This is a genomic window from Zarconia sp., from assembly GCF_057467645.1.
Map to the genome: position 1 here is coordinate 14,821 of NZ_JBRJXU010000108.1, position 16,910 is coordinate 31,730.

Annotated in this window: 16 protein-coding genes; 9 read left to right on the forward strand and 7 right to left on the reverse strand. The window is 51.3% G+C overall.

Features of this window, described 5'->3' with window-relative positions; all coding sequences use genetic code 11:
• Positions 1–64: 64 nt before the first annotated feature.
• Entirely contained in the window at positions 65–859 is a 795-nt protein-coding gene (locus tag AC2215_RS16515; RefSeq protein WP_486811092.1) for a DUF928 domain-containing protein, read from the reverse strand.
• 249 nt (positions 860–1,108) lie between these two features.
• Positions 1,109–2,461: an NAD(P)/FAD-dependent oxidoreductase gene (locus AC2215_RS16520; protein WP_486811093.1), complete on the reverse strand. Its 1,353-nt coding sequence runs from the start codon at positions 2,459–2,461 to the stop codon at positions 1,109–1,111.
• A gap of 640 nt (positions 2,462–3,101) precedes the next feature.
• On the opposite strand from AC2215_RS16520, the gene AC2215_RS16525 reads away from it, so the two are divergent.
• The 3 genes from AC2215_RS16525 (at position 3,102) to AC2215_RS16535 (ending at position 5,784) form a co-directional block, all read left to right on the forward strand.
• Positions 3,102–3,980, forward strand: coding sequence for a choice-of-anchor L domain-containing protein (locus AC2215_RS16525; protein ID WP_486811094.1), 879 nt, complete (start codon positions 3,102–3,104; stop codon positions 3,978–3,980).
• 90 nt (positions 3,981–4,070) lie between these two features.
• Positions 4,071–4,307 carry a hypothetical protein gene (locus AC2215_RS16530; protein ID WP_486811095.1) on the forward strand — a complete coding sequence of 79 codons (237 nt, stop codon included), beginning with the start codon at positions 4,071–4,073 and terminating at the stop codon, positions 4,305–4,307.
• A gap of 190 nt (positions 4,308–4,497) precedes the next feature.
• The gene (locus tag AC2215_RS16535) at positions 4,498–5,784 is read left to right on the forward strand and encodes a YcjF family protein (RefSeq protein WP_486811096.1); all 1,287 of its coding nucleotides are present in this window, start codon (positions 4,498–4,500) and stop codon (positions 5,782–5,784) included.
• A 611-nt stretch (positions 5,785–6,395) separates the two neighbouring features.
• Here AC2215_RS16535 and AC2215_RS16540 read toward each other — a convergent pair.
• Positions 6,396–6,563 carry a hypothetical protein gene (locus tag AC2215_RS16540; protein ID WP_486811097.1) on the reverse strand — a complete coding sequence of 56 codons (168 nt, stop codon included), beginning with the start codon at positions 6,561–6,563 and terminating at the stop codon, positions 6,396–6,398.
• Between the two features lie 88 nt (positions 6,564–6,651).
• Here AC2215_RS16540 and AC2215_RS16545 point away from each other — a divergent pair, with 88 nt between their 5' ends.
• Positions 6,652–7,827: a sigma-70 family RNA polymerase sigma factor gene (locus AC2215_RS16545; RefSeq protein ID WP_486811098.1), complete on the forward strand. Its 1,176-nt coding sequence runs from the start codon at positions 6,652–6,654 to the stop codon at positions 7,825–7,827.
• A 440-nt stretch (positions 7,828–8,267) separates the two neighbouring features.
• Here the strand turns inward: AC2215_RS16545 and AC2215_RS16550 are convergent, their stop codons facing one another.
• The 3 genes from AC2215_RS16550 to AC2215_RS16560 form a co-directional block, all read right to left on the reverse strand.
• A complete protein-coding gene (locus AC2215_RS16550) occupies positions 8,268–9,905 on the reverse strand; it encodes an HD-GYP domain-containing protein (protein ID WP_486811099.1) in 1,638 nt (545 codons plus the stop codon).
• Positions 9,906–10,122: 217 nt separating this feature from the next.
• On the reverse strand, positions 10,123–10,398 hold the full coding sequence (locus tag AC2215_RS16555) for a 4a-hydroxytetrahydrobiopterin dehydratase (RefSeq protein WP_486811100.1): 276 nt from the start codon (positions 10,396–10,398) through the stop codon (positions 10,123–10,125).
• 254 nt (positions 10,399–10,652) lie between these two features.
• Positions 10,653–10,817, reverse strand: a complete 165-nt coding sequence (locus AC2215_RS16560; protein WP_486811101.1) for a hypothetical protein — start codon at positions 10,815–10,817, stop codon at positions 10,653–10,655.
• A 325-nt stretch (positions 10,818–11,142) separates the two neighbouring features.
• Here AC2215_RS16560 and AC2215_RS16565 point away from each other — a divergent pair, with 325 nt between their 5' ends.
• The 5 genes from AC2215_RS16565 to recN all read left to right on the forward strand — a co-directional run bounded on the left by AC2215_RS16565 (position 11,143) and on the right by recN (position 16,214).
• Complete coding sequence (locus AC2215_RS16565) at positions 11,143–11,691, forward strand: RDD family protein (protein ID WP_486811102.1); 549 nt, start codon at positions 11,143–11,145, stop codon at positions 11,689–11,691.
• 46 nt (positions 11,692–11,737) lie between these two features.
• Complete coding sequence (gene rpmG / locus AC2215_RS16570; protein WP_486811103.1) at positions 11,738–11,926, forward strand: 50S ribosomal protein L33; 189 nt, start codon at positions 11,738–11,740, stop codon at positions 11,924–11,926.
• Between the two features lie 115 nt (positions 11,927–12,041).
• Positions 12,042–12,260, forward strand: coding sequence for a 30S ribosomal protein S18 (gene rpsR / locus AC2215_RS16575; RefSeq protein ID WP_486811104.1), 219 nt, complete (start codon positions 12,042–12,044; stop codon positions 12,258–12,260).
• Positions 12,261–12,353: 93 nt separating this feature from the next.
• Positions 12,354–14,372, forward strand: coding sequence for a ribonuclease catalytic domain-containing protein (locus tag AC2215_RS16580; RefSeq protein ID WP_486811105.1), 2,019 nt, complete (start codon positions 12,354–12,356; stop codon positions 14,370–14,372).
• Between the two features lie 111 nt (positions 14,373–14,483).
• Positions 14,484–16,214 (forward strand): DNA repair protein RecN, encoded by a 1,731-nt coding sequence (recN, locus tag AC2215_RS16585; protein ID WP_486811106.1) that lies wholly within the window; start codon positions 14,484–14,486, stop codon positions 16,212–16,214.
• 111 nt (positions 16,215–16,325) lie between these two features.
• Here the strand turns inward: recN and AC2215_RS16590 are convergent, their stop codons facing one another.
• Entirely contained in the window at positions 16,326–16,565 is a 240-nt protein-coding gene (locus tag AC2215_RS16590; protein WP_486811107.1) for a hypothetical protein, read from the reverse strand.
• Positions 16,566–16,910 lie beyond the last annotated feature (345 nt).

The window sequence follows — 16,910 nt, forward strand, 5'->3', positions numbered from 1 at the left end:
TCTTGATACGGTTGCTTACAAGTGTTGTGGGTGATTCGGAATTCTCCGAAAATTGGCATGAGAATTATCGAGGTTCAGAGGCGCGATCGCGACAGCAATCGAGTAACGGAATCTGCGTGACATATTCGGCAAAATCAGCCGACATCAAAAATTCTTTCCATTCCGCTTCCAATTCTGGGGTATCTCCCAAGCGTCGTTCTTGCACCAAAATATCAAAGGCATCGTGCCAAATTCCCGCTTCTGCATAGACTCGGGCGCGATCGAGGGGAGTGTTTGCCAAGACTAATTGTTTTCGGAGAGTTGGAGACACCTCAACCCGTTCGATCCAGCCAGAATAGGAAACAATTTCAGCCGTGAGATAGTTTCCTATGAGACCATCCATATACCAGCGATAGGTTTTACCCGGTTCGAGGGCAACATCTGGAGGCACTGGGATACTGAAAAAACTTTCTGTGCTCGGTACATCTAATGATGTTTCGTAAATGAGTTCGCCGTCTTGTCCTCTTCCTTCGGTATCGTACTCATATATGTAAAAATACATTTCTGACATCGTCTTGAGAGTCCGCAGCCAGAACGTAGGATTGGGGCGAACGGTCAAACTGAAGTGGAGACGGAGAAAATCGCCGTAATCTTTACTGACATCATAAGGGAGGAGTGGTGTAAATTTAGAACCGCACCGAGTCACACCTCCAACGGCAACATCTGGTGCGCCGCGATCTTCTGGATGATGAAACTCAATGGCATATTCACTCGCTGGCGGCATCACCGAGGATGCGCGAGTGACGGGGGCAAATCCCAATATTGCAATGAGTTGGGATAAGGCTACAGAAAAAATGGTAGAGCGAGGTACGTTTTTCACGATCGTCGTTTTCGCAAAATTGCTTGCAAGTGGTATGGGTATTTTGACTCATCCCGGAATAGTTATCGGGAGGTTTCCTCGCTTTTATGCAACTTGCTTTTCGGGACAACTTGCGAATGGCGATCGAAAAATAAGGGCGCGCGCATTTGGGCTTATCGGTGTCGTTTTCCTTTGAAGTCACCTGCCAAATGCGCGCGCCCCTACATCTAATGTTTGGTCCCGATAATCGATCCGATCGCCGGTTACCGTTTATCGATCGCTAGTCACTGTGGGTCGATCGCTATCTTGCAACTCCACTTTCAGGGGCAAGAGATCGTCTTCTCCGGTAATCAACCGCGCACCGCGTCCTTGGGTGATGTAGTTCCAACCCCATTGCACCATCACCACCAGTTTGTTGTCGAACTCGATGAGATAGTAAATGTGGGCGAAAACCCAAATCAGCCAAGCTAAAAATCCGGAGAGGCGGACGAATCCCAAATCGACGACGGCTTCGTTTTGTCCGATGACCGCGAGGCTACCGCGATCGACATATTTAAATGCCCCGAGGGTTTTGCCTTGCATTTTCTGTAAGATTTGCTTGGCGACGTATTCACCCATCGCGACAGCAACGGGGGCCACGCCGGGAAGGGGGCGATCGCTTTGGTGGGCGAAGTGGGCTAAATCCCCGATGGCGAAGATGTTCGGGTGTTTGGCCAGGCTTAAATCCGGTTCGACGATGACTCGTCCGGCGCGATCGAGTTCCACTCCGGTTTTCTCGGCGAGTATCCGCCCCATTTTCGAGGCTTTTACCCCAGCGGCCCACAAAATGGTTTTGGCTTCGACGCGATCGATCTCTTCTCCTCGACGCATCGTTACCCCATTCTCGTCAATCTCCGTCACCATGGTGTTGGTTTGCACCATTACCCCCAGTTTGGTGAGGGCGGTTTGGGCTTTTGCCGAAAGTTCCGGAGGGTAGGGAGGCAGTACCCGATCCATGCCTTCCACCAGAAGGATGCGGGCTTCGGTGGTATCGACGCTGCGGAAATCTTCCGGAACAATGTGAAAAGCGAGTTCCCCGATCGCCCCAGCTAGTTCGACTCCCGTGGGGCCGCCGCCGACGATAACGAAGGTCAACCACTCCTGCCGCTGTTTGGGATCGGTTTCTTTTTCGGCTTCTTCAAAGGCATGGTAAATCCGTCGCCGCATTTCTAGGGCATCTTCGACGGTTTTCAAACCGGGGGCGCGATCTTGCCATTGGTCGTTGCCGAAGTAATGATGGCTGACCCCCGTTGCCACCACCAGGGTATCGTATTCGAGAGTTTTGTCGCTGCCCAGGGAAATCGTTTGAGCGCTGGGATCGATATCGGTAACTTCGTCGAGAAGGACTTCGGTATTTTTATTTTTTCTGAGTACCAACCGCAGAGGTGAAGCAATATCTGCTGGGGAGAGGGTTCCCGTCGCCACTTGGTACAGCAAAGGTTGGAACAGGTGAAAGTTGCGTTTGTCTACCAGGGTGACTTTCACGTCGGCGCGACCGAGATTTTTGGCCGCATAAAGCCCTCCAAAACCACCGCCAACAATTACGACGCGGTGGGGAGTTTGAGGTGAGGTAGCGTTCATCATTTGCTTTTGCAAGTGTGCGAGTCTTTATGAGTTGACTTTCTCTACTAATATAAACTTGGCTTCGAACAATGCCAGTAACGGCGATCGCACTTGAGCTATCGATGTCAGCATTTGGCAACTTCTCACTATTTTGATGACCGGAGTTTTCGTTAAATCTCGGGTCATTTCGCCGGAGGGTGACATCACTCAAGTTTGTCATTTTTAGGATTTAACTTTTCGCGACGGAATAGTGACATAGATACCCATTCGCGGCTCGAACAATACAACCCGAGAGGATGTTCGGGCAAGCGAGAGGATTCCGGTTTCACGACCCAAACTTGACTGTCATTACATAGGTTATGAGCTTCATCAAGTCTTTACGATGCTTCGTTTTTTTCAAGATTTTGATAAAGTTTACGCATTTTTACTGATTTTTTGGAGAATCATGGGGATAATAACTTACGTGCAATCACGCAAACAATTGAAAAATTGCTAATTTTTATCTGATATCCTCGTGTTATTCCCAGTATAGTTGGAGAAATTTGTTGTTAAACTGTCACTTATACGTGTAAATACGCATAAGCAACCCCGTGAGTCGATCGGCATTCTCCACTCTATTATTTCAGATTGTTTTTACATTAAATGAGGCATCTATTTCATCATGAAACTTTTCGATCGAACGGTCACATCTTTAGCTTTTGCCACAACTTTATCGACCACAGCTTTTAGCATACCGAGTCTAGCTTTTACGATTACTCAAAATAATAACTCTGAAGATTTATTGAGTGCATTACTCGGAGATACGACGGGATTGAGTGACTTTTCAATTTCAATATCCGGTGATGCACGCAGTTTTGGATTATTTGAAGGAAATCCCTTAAATTTAGGTTCGGGGGTTGTCTTGAGTACGGGCAGAGTCGATCGAATCCCAGGAGAAAATCGGGGCGATAATGATTTTATCAGTGGTTCGGATTTAAGTTTCGACTTAAAAGAACCGGGAAATGATGCAAATTCTTTCGACTTAGCTCAACTGGATATTACCTTTAAAGCTGACTCCACCGCAGAAAAAATATTTTTTCAATATGTATTTGGTTCGGAAGAATTTATTGAATTTGGAGGCGATAAATTTAATGATTCTTTCGAGTTATTGCTCAATGGCACAAACTTAGCACGTTTAAGTGATGGGCAAGCCGTTTCGATTAATAATCTGATTCCCCAACCCGAACCCGAATTCTTTCATCTCGATTATATCGATAATCCGATTGGAGAAAATACTCAAACAAAACTTGATGGCTATACTCAGGTTCTGACTTTTGAAGGACTGTTGGCACAAAATTCTCAAAATACTCTCAGTATTCGCATCAAAGATGTGAGCGATGCTCTCTTAGACTCTGCGGTTTTTATTAAAAGTGGCTCGGTGAGTACAGTGGTGCCTGAAGCGGTTGAAAATTCAGAATCTGTACCCGAACCTTCCTTCGTTTTAGGTTTAGGATTGTTCGGCTTGAGTGGGATTCGGCGCTCGAAAAGGTCATCCTCCTGATATAGCACTTCTCATAGTCATGAGGTACAGAGTTTCTGGTTTGATGTTCTTTATATCCGCTCTCCGGTCTTTTATCGAGAAATTGTAGAGATGTACGCACCCGATCTTGTTTGGACCGGAAATGCCGAGCGTTACCTCCCGTCAATCCCCTCAGACGATCGAGCGCAACCGTTCCTCTTGTCTAAGTTTTTTCGCCAAAACTACCATCCATCTTCAACGTTTTTCAAAGCTTTTTCAGCCCAACTCTCATATCGTCATTCTCGATCGCGATATGAAGAGTGGAGATCGGTTCAGAATCCAGAAGCCGTGGGCGATCTTCCGACATAGATATCGAGTCACGATCGAAAAAAGCGATTGCCGAACCAAAACTGACGTTGCGATCTCAAAAATGGGAACGGATTACCGAATCTCGATCCTTCAGCGACTTCAGATAAAATGGTCCCAGGTGTTTCTCCGGTCGATCTGGAACTCGGGTCAGCGCCGCGAAGCATCTCGACCGATCTCCAAGATTTCCTCCATGACCGAAAAACGCGATGCGAATCCACCATCGTCAAATTCTCCAGCCAAGCCATCGGAAAAAAACTGGAAAGAGCGTCTCGCGCGGGGGTTGAACGACGCAACCGATCGCATTGCCACGCCGATCTCGAAAGCCACTCAAAAAGCACTCGAATGGTTTAACGTCAGCGAAGAACGAGTCGCTGACATCTTAGAAACCGTACGCGCCGAACTTCCCACCACCGAAGCCCTCCTCATTGGCAAACCCCAGGCGGGTAAAAGCTCGATCGTCCGGGGACTAACGGGGGTATCCGCAGAAATTATCGGTCAGGGATTTCGCCCCCACACCCAACATACCGAACGCTACGCCTACCCATCGAACGATTTACCCCTGATTATTTTTACCGATACCGTTGGATTGGGGGATGTGGAACGGGAGACCGATGCGATCGTCGAAGAACTGGTTCAAGACTTGCAGCAAAATCGCGATCGGGCGCACATCTTGATTCTGACGGTAAAAATTAACGACTTCGCCACCGATACCTTGGGGGAAATTGTCCGGAAACTGCGGGATGCCTACCCCGATATTCCCTGCTTGCTGGCGGTGACTTGTTTGCATGAAGTCTATCCAGCGACGGTGGATAACCATCCTCCCTATCCCCCGGAAATTGAAGATGTGACGCGGGCTTTTGGGGAAATGGAAAGTACATTTGCCAAATTATTCGATCGGGCAGTGGCGATCGACTTTACCCTAGAAGAAGATGGCTACACCCCAGTATTCTACGGTTTGGAAGCGTTTCGCGATGCCCTGGCCGACTTACTGCCCGAAGCCGAAGCCCGCGCCATGTATCAGCTTTTGGATAAGGAAGCGGGAGAACAACTGGGGGATTTGTATCGAGAGGCGGGTCGTCGCTATATTCTGCCTTTTTCGATAATGGCTGCAACTCTCGCAGCGGTTCCCCTTCCCCTGGCGACGATGCCAGTTCTGACGGCGTTGCAAGTGTCCCTGGTGGGATTGCTGGGGAAATTGTACGGGCAAACCTTGAGTCGGTCTCAGGCTGGCGGGGTCGTGAGTGCGATCGCCGGAGGATTTGCCGCCCAGGCAATCGGACGGGAGTTGGTAAAGTTCGTTCCCGGTTTCGGCAGTGCGATCGCCGCATCTTGGGCCGCCGGATATACGTGGGCGTTAGGTGAAGGGGCTTGCGTGTACTTCGGCGATTTGATGGGAGGCAAGAAACCCGATCCCGAGAAGATTCAGGCCGTGATGCGGGAGGCGTTTGAAGCGGCGAAGGAACGGTTTAAACAGTAAACGTTGGCCCCTTGGCGTCGAATCTTGGGGTCGAATTTTGAGTCTCGAGGGAAAATCCTCAAAAAGTCAAGCCACTCAAAAATAAAATGATTCTGTCTTTTCCACACGAGCCAAAACTCCGCCTTAACATAAAGGGGCGCTCGATTGCTACCATCGAGGGGTTAAACCCCCTTCCAAGACAATAAAATTGAGAATTGTTACAGATAAGACTTTCTCACAAAATCCTCACATTCTATCGTTACATTATTCCTTGTAAATAAATCAAAGCCGATTCGGCTTGATTCGTTTCAAAAAGCGTTAGCCACTTAATAAAGGCTGACTCATCAATATATTTATAAAAACCGGACCCAAGAGAAACTCTCTTGGGTCTATTATATTGTTGGAGATCTGGTCTGGAGAGGCAGTTTTGAGTGCAACCACAGTCCAAAGACGAGCCAACTATTAACTCCGACTCGAGATGCGCGCGCAAGACTCAGCTTCCTCCATCTGCACCATGAGTGGAGAAGCGTAAGATTTCTAAGCTCACTTCGTCGAATCAAGAATCTCCCCCACCGATCGCGCACATTCATTCCGGGAGAGTGTCAAGAAAGAGGTTGATACTAGAGAAAGAGTCAAAGATGGCGGGTTGGCACGCACAAGACGATCGCACCTTGAGTGGTTGCGGTAACGACCCACCCGTCGTTTGGGGAGACTCCTGAAGATTGTGGGTTGGAGAGTCGATTGTCTTGCAAAATACAGTAGTCTGGGTTTGATGGCGATCGCCCCTTTGAGACTGCCATCAAAACGATCGCAACTCAAAGCACTCGACGGTCTGAACGCTCTTTCTTCCTCTGCTTTCGTTGAAATGACCTCACTCCATCCGATACTATGCGCTCTCGTCAAACCTTGATTGAAATTTTTTCCACTTTCGTGCAATTTGAGGCCGATCGCTTTCAAACTTGGGTGACGGACTTCAAACTGCGGCGAAGTATGGAAAAGAGTCTAAAGCAATCCGATCGAACGCCCCCATCGGAAGACTTTTGGGTTCTCTACTGGCACAAACATTGGCAAAAAGAACCTCAAGGTATCGCCAGAGCGCATTTGCTCGCCTATTTACAAGAGGCCAGCTACTGGGTGGCTTACAAAATCGGAACTCGCTTTGCCAGCGAACAGTACCAGCTCTCAGACTACTTTCAAATGGCACTGGTGGCGGTGAATCGGGTCCTTCAAGGGTTCGAGCGCAACCGAGGATCGAGCTTAAAAGACTATGCCAGTATCGTTTTCAAATCAGCGATTAAAGACACCTTACGCCAGCGCCGAGAAACGGATCTGTGCACGAATTGGGCGCTGTTGCGCAAGCTCAGTTACAAAAGATCCCTCGAATCCCTCCAAAATGGCGGATTCGCCCCCGAAACCATCGCCCGCTACCAACTAGCATGGCGGTGTTTCAAAGCCCTGTACGCACCCACTCAAGCCACGGGAACCCGGCAGCTACCCAAACCCGATCTCGCCACCTGGGAAGCGATCGCCCAGCAGTACAATCGCGATCGCCGCACCCAACTGAGCGAACCCGGCGAACCCATCGATGCCGAAACCCTCGAAAAATGGCTCGCGGAATGCGCCAGCCAAGCCCGAAGCTATTTATATCCCCAAAAAACGACCCTAGATGTTCCTGGATTTGATTCTGGGGCTGGACTCTCCATTGCTCGTCAGTCGGTGTTAGACGATCTCGTCGCCCGAGAAGAGGTGCAACACCGACAATCTCAACAGGCCAAAATTGATGACGTTCTCACCACTGCCATGGCACAACTCAAGCCGGAGGTGCGAGAGATTTTGCAACGGTACTACCAAGATGGACTCACACAACAGGAAATTGCCAAACAGTTCGATATCAAGCAATATACCGTTTCTCGCCGCCTCCAACGAGCCAGAGAGTCTTTGCTCAAAACCCTAGCCAAATGGAGCGAGAAAACTCTCAACGTTTCTGTGTCTTCCCAAACCTTGAAACAGATGAGCGCGGCTTTGGAAGAGTGGTTGCAGCGAATGGGACAAGATCGGGCTTGATGGTACTGGGTGTGGGGTGTGGGGAATAGAAAAGCATCATCATCGATTCTGGTGAATCCGAATTTGAGTATCCCTACGTTCACCTTCATCTCAAGGAGCTCGAATCGCTCTTTTCCATCCACCTCCAATCGTGGAATTTTAGTTCCACTGGGCATTATCCCTACTCTGCTTCACCCGCGCTTCACGTTTTTGATTTCTACTAGATGTCTAATAGACATCTCCAAAAATGAAAATTGCAATCAATTTTCATATTGAAACCATCAATTCTTCCCCCTGTTCCCCGTTCCCCGTTCCCTCTTTTCCTCCAGATGTCTAATAGAAAAAGCATGTTTCATCGATCGGGTCAATAAACTGCGGACAAAGCACAGCGCAGGGGTTGCGCTATCAAAGCATACCCTCGTCGGCTTTTTCCCTTTCTCCCTTGCCTCTTTTGCAACGAGCTATTTCTCCTCGTCAGATACCAGGGTATGTCCGAGAACCGAAAAAACTTGGCGCTCTTCAAATAGCTCGAACAATTCTCGGTTCAGTTTGTTGTCCCGAGCTTCCTGGCGCAAAATGTCTAAAGCGTCAGCAACGGGCAATCCGGGTTTGTAGGGGCGATCGCCTGCGGTGAGGGCATCGTAAATATCGGCAATGGCTAATACTTGTGACTCGAAGGGAATTTCTTTCTCCTTCAAACCTCTCGGATAGCCGCTCCCGTCTAGCTTTTCGTGATGGGCGTAGGCAATCTCAGGCACTTGAGCCAAGTTTTTCGTCCAGGGAATCTGTTGGAGGAACTGGTAGGAATAGGTGACGTGAGCTTCCATTTGCTCCCGTTCCTTGGGGGTTAAATTGCCTTTTTCCAAACTCAGTTGTTCGAGTTCGCTGTTGCGAATCAACGGCTCCCGATCCCCCTCGAGGTTCTCGTAGGTGTACTGGGTCATTTCTTGGAGTTCTCCAAGCAGTTCCCCCGAGAGTTTCTGGGGTTCGTTAGCGCGTTCGATGGTTTGCCAGTATCGATCGAGTTTGGCCAGAGACGCGCCGAGTTTTTCGTCGAGCTTTTCGTCCAGTGGAGACGCGCAAACGCCCGCCTCGGCATCCTTTTGCTTGAGAATCAACTCGTATTTCGATCGCGCGCATTCCAACTCCAACGTGCGCCGTGCGAAGTTAAATCGCTCGCGAAGAAGGGCGAATTGTTCGGGATGCAACTTTTTCGATTTGGTCAGGATCGCTTCGGGAACGCCGAGTTTGCCGCAATCGTAGAGACGGGCGGCGTAGTGCATTTCTTGGAGTTGACCCTCGCTAAAACAAACCCGTCGCAACGAGCCGGTTGTGACGTTGTTGATTTCTTCGCATAGGCGGACGACCAGTCGAGACACTCGTTCGGCATGCCCCGCCATCGATGGATCTCGGGCTTCGATCGCTTCCGTGGAGGCTTTGACGAATCCCTCGAACAGCAGCTCGATTTCTTGCTGGATGCGATCGCGCTCGATGGAAATGCCGGCTTGAGAGGCCAGCGATCGCACCACTCGCTCTTCCCAATCGGAAAACGGCTGCACGACTTCTTGAACGTTTTCGGGTTTGAGTAAAAACTCCGGCTTTTTCTTGCGATTGAGCAGTTGCAAAACGCCGATGGTTTCCCCTTTGCGATCGCGCATGGGCAGGACTAATACCGATCGGGTCCGATAGCCGATATCCTGATCGAAATTGCGGTTTAGGTGGTAGGGCGCTTCCGGGGGTAGGAAATAGGCATCGGGGATATTAAGGCTTTCTCCGGTGAGTGCCACGTATCCAGCCAAACTTTCGTCGGTGAGGGGAATGGCGAATTCTCGAAACGACACAAACGGTCGCGAGGCATTCTGGGCCGCTTTGAAGAGGAGTTTGGGTTGGGAGTCACTGCGATCGACGAGATAGACGCTGCCCGCATCGCTACAGGTAATCTCCCGACTTTTGGATAAAATCAGATTCAACAGCTCGCCCAACTTGTAGCTTCCAGAAAGGGCGACCCCAATTTCAAGTAATTTCCCAATCGGTTGAGTGCGATCGGCAGACATCGGTGGAGTTGATTGGGGTAAAAGCTCTGGGTTGTTTGCTGTCATGACCGTTCAAAAATAAACAATCCGAGAGACTTAAGATTCCCCCGCGACGATCGAGGGCATTTTCTTCGTCCTCAACGCCTAACTTTGTCTGTGGGCGATCGCAAACCACGGACAAAGAGATAACCGTGAGAGTGGGAAGCCTCTCTTTTTTCGCACAAGGCAACGCTTCCGAGGTTCGGGGTCGTTGCCCGAGATCGAATCTCCAACGACCTTGGCGTTACAAACTCGAGAGCGCTTGCGCGAGTTCAAAGTCCTTTTCGGTCAAACCGCCGGCATCGTGACTCGTGAGACTGACGGAAACTTTGTTGTAAGAAATTGCTAGATCCGGATGATGTCCGGCCGTTTCTGCGGGTTCCACCAGACGATTCACGAATTCGATCGCCTGGACAAAGTCCGAAAACACGAACGTTCGCGTCAGACACTTGCCTTCAACACTCCATTGAGGGATGAGACTTGCTTTTTCTTGAATTTCTGCATCACCGAGCAATGACATTTGACACCCTTAAAGTTACGATCTTTAAAACGTTTTAACGAGCGAGCCAATTTACTTTTTTGGGCGATCGCCTTTTGCTATTTTCGAGAATAACTATCCGCTCCTACTCGGTAGTTTGGGTGAAAATACCCAAGTTCTAAAAGCAGGAGCGGTCTAGCGGGTCTTCAGACTGGAACCTGACTGCCGGAAGGAACTCCAGCTCTGCCTGGCTTCAGCGGACTTTAATTTAGTCTGCTAACAGACGCAAGCCGATCTTAGAGAACAGCCCCGGCACGCAGCCGGCTAAGTCCAACCTGATGACCCTTGGTATTACTACTATCTTGCATGGGCATCACCTCCGCTCTTAATATGACGGCATCGATCGCAACTTTGGCGATCTCAAACAGCATAGCACAAGAGCGAAATAGGGCGGGGGACACACCCCTCAATTCGGTGGGGTGCTGGAAACGCTGAGGGGCACGGGAGAGAAGTTTGGATCGAATCGACGTCTGGAATCCTCGATTCCCCATTGGTGAGGAGCATTGGTGAAGGTTTCAGAAAATCTCTCGGTTGTCAAGCCCCAGATTGAGTGTTGCGACTCAACTGACTCTTGGGATCTAGACGGTTTCCGATGACCGAGCCATGCTCAGATCCCATACCCAAAACCATTCCCCATTCCCCATTCCCCATTCCCTAAAATAAAGAAAAACGATCGCCTTGGATGGCGATCGAGAATTGAGTTGTCAGCTGACATTGCCGTTTGTTATGGATTACGATGATGCCCTCGCGTCCTCCTCCGGTTCTCGTGCCCCCAAAATTCCCTTGGGACGACGGGGATGGGCGTTTGCCGTAGATGTATTTGCCACCTGGTTTTTGAGCGCGCTGCTGGGGGGAACCTCCTGGGCGGGGGCGATTTCCTTTTGGGTGGCGTGGTTTGGCTTGCGGGTCATTTTTCCCCTGCGCAATCGCGGACAAAGTCCCGGTCGTTGGGCGTTCGATCTCAAGCTCATCGACGAGCGATATCGGGGGATTCCCAGTTTTGCGGAACTGTGCCGGCGAGAAGCCATCGCCGGATTGGGAGCGTGGCTGGCGGTGACGGGATTTACAAATTTGAGTCCCGTCAATGGGGCGTATTTACTGTTGCTCGTTCCTCTAGGCATCGATTGCGGGATTGCCTTTGCCGATCCTACCGATCAGCTCGCGTTTCACGATCGAGCCAGCAGTACGGAAATTGTCGGCTCCCGGCGAGGCTACTCCCTGGATTTGAAGGTGAAAAAATGGATTGCGATAATTCGCAAGCGCGTGCAACAATAGGAAGTTGCGTCTAAATTTCGTATAGCAATTGGGAAATTAAAAGGTTATGGCTAAAGGCGTTCGCATTATTATCACGCTAGAATGCACGGAATGTCGCACCAACGTCGCGAAGCGATCGCCGGGTGTGTCTCGCTATACCACACAAAAGAACCGCCGCAATACGACAGGACGACTCGAAATCAAGAAGTTCTGTCCTCACTGCAACCGCCATACCCTACACAAGGAAACGAAATAGGGTGGCGAGGTTCTCGCCCTCGTTACGAGTGCCAGCCGCTCGCAGCGAGTTCGCAAGTCTCCCCTGCATTCTAACCATTCGTGAATTGAATCGATCTCAGATACTGTCGTAAAATATGTCTTCTTTTTACCGTCGCCGAGTTTCTCCCATCAAACCGGGCGATCCCATCGATTACAAAGATGTGGATTTGCTGCGTAAATTTATCACGGAGCGAGGCAAAATTCTGCCCCGCCGCATTACCGGTTTGACCGCAAAGCAGCAGCGCGATTTGACGCGCTCCATCAAGCGAGCTAGGATTCTAGCGTTGTTGCCGTTTATCAATAAAGAGGGATAACCGAGCAGCAAGCATCAGCTAGTTATTGGAAAGTCGAGCCGCCCACTCATAATGTTGGGCGTTTGACATCGCGCACAGGGGATACTCGATCGGGTGGAGAAAGGTCAGCTAATCGAATTTCGCGTCCAGGGAGAACGTCGCCTTGCCGTTCTCGAGCGTCCCGAGGGGAAAAAAAACTGGATCGCCATCGACGAGGTCGGTCAGTCTCGCACCCTTACCCCCAAGCAAATTTCCTACCTTGTGGAAGGGCAAACCTATACCAGCTCGGATATTGCCCGGTTTCGCCAGGATGTCGAGACTTACCTCGATCCGTCGAGTTTAGAAGTCGCCTGGGAAATTCTCAGCGATGATAGCGCCGCCGTCAATCCTCAAGAGATGGCCGAGTTGCTATTTAGCGATAGCAGTCCTCCACCATGCTATGCAGCCTACTGTCTGCTGTGCGAGGACAAAATCTATTTTAAAAATAAGGGCGATCGCTACGAACCGCGTCCGAGCGCTCAAGTAGCCGAACTCAAACATCAAATTGAGGTCGAGCGCCTCCGAGAGCAAGAATGGAAAGATTTTCTGGCGAAGGTGCAACAAGCGCTCGCCACCGGTTCTGGGAACTGGAACGAGCGAGATCGCTTGCGTCTGGAGACCCTCGAACGATTCGCAGCCTTGGGAGAAGAAGCTCCCCATCGCACCAACGCCCAGGAACTGCTACAAACCCTGGAGCGACCGACCAATTCCCAAGCGGCATTCGATCTGTTGGTCGATTTGGGTCTGTGGAGTCCCTACGAAAATCTATTTTTGCGCCGCGCCGGGCTTCCCACTTATTTCTCTAGTCAGGTTCTTGATGTGGCGCAATGCTGTTTGAAATCTCTCCCCCCCGACCCCGAAACCAACCGGTTGGATTTAACCCACCTGAAGATTTATACCATTGACGATGCCAGTACCGTCGAAATTGACGATGGTTTGAGCGTTGAGTATCTCGACGACAATCGGCAGCGGTTGTGGATTCATATCGCCGATCCCACCCGTTGGTTGTCACCGGGAGACGAACTGGATTTGGAAGCCCGTCGCCGCTGTACCACGGTCTACTTGCCCACGGGGATGATTCCCATGTTGCCCGAGGAGTTGGCCACCGGACCGATGAGCCTCAATCAGGGACAAACCTGCTGCGCCCTGAGTTTTGCCGTGATTCTCGACGAAACGGGCAAAGTCAGCGAATACAGCATTCACCCCACCGCCGTAAAGCCCACCTATCGCCTCACCTACGACGATGTGGATGAAATGCTCGAATTGGGGATCGAGGCGGAACCAGAAATTGCGACCCTGTCCCAGTGGGCGACCCAGCGGCGGGTCTGGAGACAATCTCAAGGCTCGATTTTCATCAGTATGCCCGAAGCGAGCATCAAGGTGAAGAACGATGAAGTGACCGTGGATGTCCTCGAAGACTCCCCTTCCCGAAATCTGGTGGCTGAAATGATGATTCTCGCCGGGGAAGTGGCCGCCGATTACGGGCAAACCCACAAATTGCCGATTCCCTTCCGCCACCAATCCCAACCGGAACTCCCCTCGGAAGAGGAACTGCTGCAACTCCCCCCCGGTCCGGTACAGGCCTGCGCCATCCGCAAGTGTATGCCGCGCAGTGAGATGAGCCTGACCCCCAATCGCCACTCCAGCTTGGGGTTAGACACCTACACCCAAGTCACGTCTCCAATTCGCCGCTACAGCGATTTGCTGACTCACTTCCAAATCAAAGCGCATTTACGGGGCGATCCCCTACCCTTTTCCCACGATCAGATGCAGCAGATGATGATGAGCATCGGTTCGGTGGTCAAAGAAGCGGTTTGGGTAGAGCGGCAGACCAATCGCTTCTGGTGCATTGAATACCTGCGCCGCCATGCGGATGAAGTGTGGCAAGCGTTGGTCTTGCGCTGGATTCGAGAAGATGAATACCTCGGCTCGATTTTGCTCGAAGATTTAGGGATGGAGTTCGTCTGGCGGTTCCCGAAGCCCTTTGCCTTGGGATCGCGCCTGAACCTGCGGGTGGCCTATGCCGATCCGGGCGCCGACGTGATTCAGTTTAAAGAGTACAATGCTTCTGCTGCGCCCGCGTCAAGTTCCTAAATCGATCGCGATCGACCCTTAGCCAATTCAGCCAATTCACTCCCTCGGGCGACGATCGATTTGGTACTATCGAGGGTACGAACTGCGATCGTGTCGCTTTGCCGGATATCTATGTTGCTTTCCCTGCGGATTGAAAACTTTGCGTTAATCGATCGCCTTGACTTGGAATTCGGCTGTGGTCTCAACGTACTCACCGGTGAAACCGGGGCGGGAAAATCGATTATTCTCGATGCCCTCGATGCCCTGCTGGGGGGAAAAGTCTCCGGTCGCGCGATTCGCACTGGTGCCTCGAAGGCGATCGTCGAAGGCATGTTTTCCCTCGATTCCTCGCAAATCGAGCGGCTTCAGACCAGAGATTTGCCGGTTCGAGATCGCCACCACTTTGCGATTTCTCGGGAACTCTGGCTGACCGGGCGGGGTTGCCGCAGCAAGTACCGCATTGATGGGGTCGCCGTCGATCGAAAACAAGTCCAGCGTTGGCGCGATCTCCTGGTAGAAATTACCGCCCAGGGGCAAACCGTTCTGCTGGGGAAAAGCGCCGAGCAACGGGAACTGCTCGATCTCTACGGCGGGTCTCCCCTGGCAAGAGCTAGAAAAATCGTAGCCGAGCGATTTGAAGCCTATCAAAGCGCAACGCAGGCTCTGGAAAAGCGCCAGCTATCGGAGCAGCAGCGACTGCAACAACTCGATCTGTTCGCCTATCAATTCGAAGAACTCCAAAGCGCTCAACTCGACGACGCCGACGAACTCGATCGCCTGCAACGAGAAGCAACGCGCCTTGCTAACGTTGTCGAGTTACAGCAGCAGAGTTACCAAGTTTATCAAGCCCTCTATCAAAACGACGCTCGCCCAGAGTCGGCAGCTGACTTACTCGGTTCGGCCCAAACCCTGCTACAAGATATGGTGCGCTACGACGAGCGCCTCCAACCTATTTTAGAACTCGTCGACGGGGCGATCGTCCAAGTGGTCGAAGCCGGACAGCAAATCAACGCCTATGGAGATACCCTCGAAAGCGATCCCCAACGATTGAATCTCATCCAAGAGCGGATCGCCAAACTCAAGCAGATTTGTCGCAAATACGGTCCCACCCTCGCCGACGCCATCGAGCTGGCGAACTCCCTGCAAGCCCAACTCGACGACCTCAACGGAGCGGGACAATCCCTCGAAGAACTCCAAGAAACCGTCAAGGAGCGATCGACTCAACTCGATAACGCTTGTGTCCAACTCACCCAACTGCGACAACACAGCGCTCGCCAACTCGAATCCAGACTGGTGGATGCGCTCAAACCCCTGGCGATGGAAAAAGTTCAGTTTGAGGTGGAAGTCGCTCCCAGCGCAGCCAGCGCCACGGGAGCCGATCGAATTACATTTTGCTTCAGCGCCAATCCCGGCGAACCCCTGCAACCCCTCAGCGAAACCGCATCGGGAGGGGAAATGAGTCGGTTTCTCCTAGGGCTGAAAGCCTGCTTTGGAGAAGTCGATGCCGTCGGGACCCTCGTGTTCGACGAAATCGATGCTGGGGTATCCGGACGAGTCGCTGGGGCAGTTGCCGAAAAACTTCAGCAACTCTCCAAGGGTCATCAAGTTCTCTGCGTCACCCACCAACCTTTGATTGCGGCTATGGCTGACGAGCATTTCCGCGTGGATAAGCAGACGATCGAAGACCCCGATCTCCCACAGACTCCCGAAACAGGCGAGCGAACCGTTGTGCGAGTGCGCTCCCTCGATTTCGATCGACGCCGGCAGGAGCTGGCGGAACTGGCGGGGGGAGGAACCGCAAGCGAAGCGATCGCCTTTGCCGATGCTCTCTTGAGTCAAGCCTCCCAACTTCGTCACCCTTAGGTCAATAATTGTTGCCCTTGCAGCTGCGATTGTAGAACGTTACGTGATGTGCAACTTCAAGTCCCACCCCCTCGATCGTCCCGACCGATAGACTGAAAGTTTAAATTCACGTCAGTTTTGATGCGGCCGTGTCGCCGGGATGCCGACGATCGGTGACGTTCGGGCGGCCGTCTTGCCTCCTGAAAGTGAGGCGACAATACTGGGTACATCTGGTGGCTGGGGAGAAAACGACTCCATTCCCCATTCCCCCCGACCCCTTTCCCCGTTCCCCACCATCACCTGAAACAGTCCGATCCAAAACTGACGTTCAATTAAATAAAATTTGGGCTGGCTCGAACGACGTACATTCAAGACCTCAGAACACGTTGCACAAGCCGTTCGTTGGTAAAAACTCGTACGGATCGCGATCGAGCCTCATTTCAAAATAAGACCCGATCGCGCCAAGAGGAGATCGAGTGCTGCGAGTACCTGAACTTTCAATAAGAGAGTACACTGGTGGAAAGTTCTAGGGTGTGTCATCAATTAAATCTAAACCCCTTTTCGGATCGGGATTTGAGGGAGATCGGAACCACACCGAGTACAGCCAGAATCCTGACTGGGCAGAGGATATATGACAAATTGAAGACAGACCCTAGAGCTGCTGTCTTCATAAGGTAGAATTCTACCGATCGCCCTTTCTTCAACGAGTCCGACAGC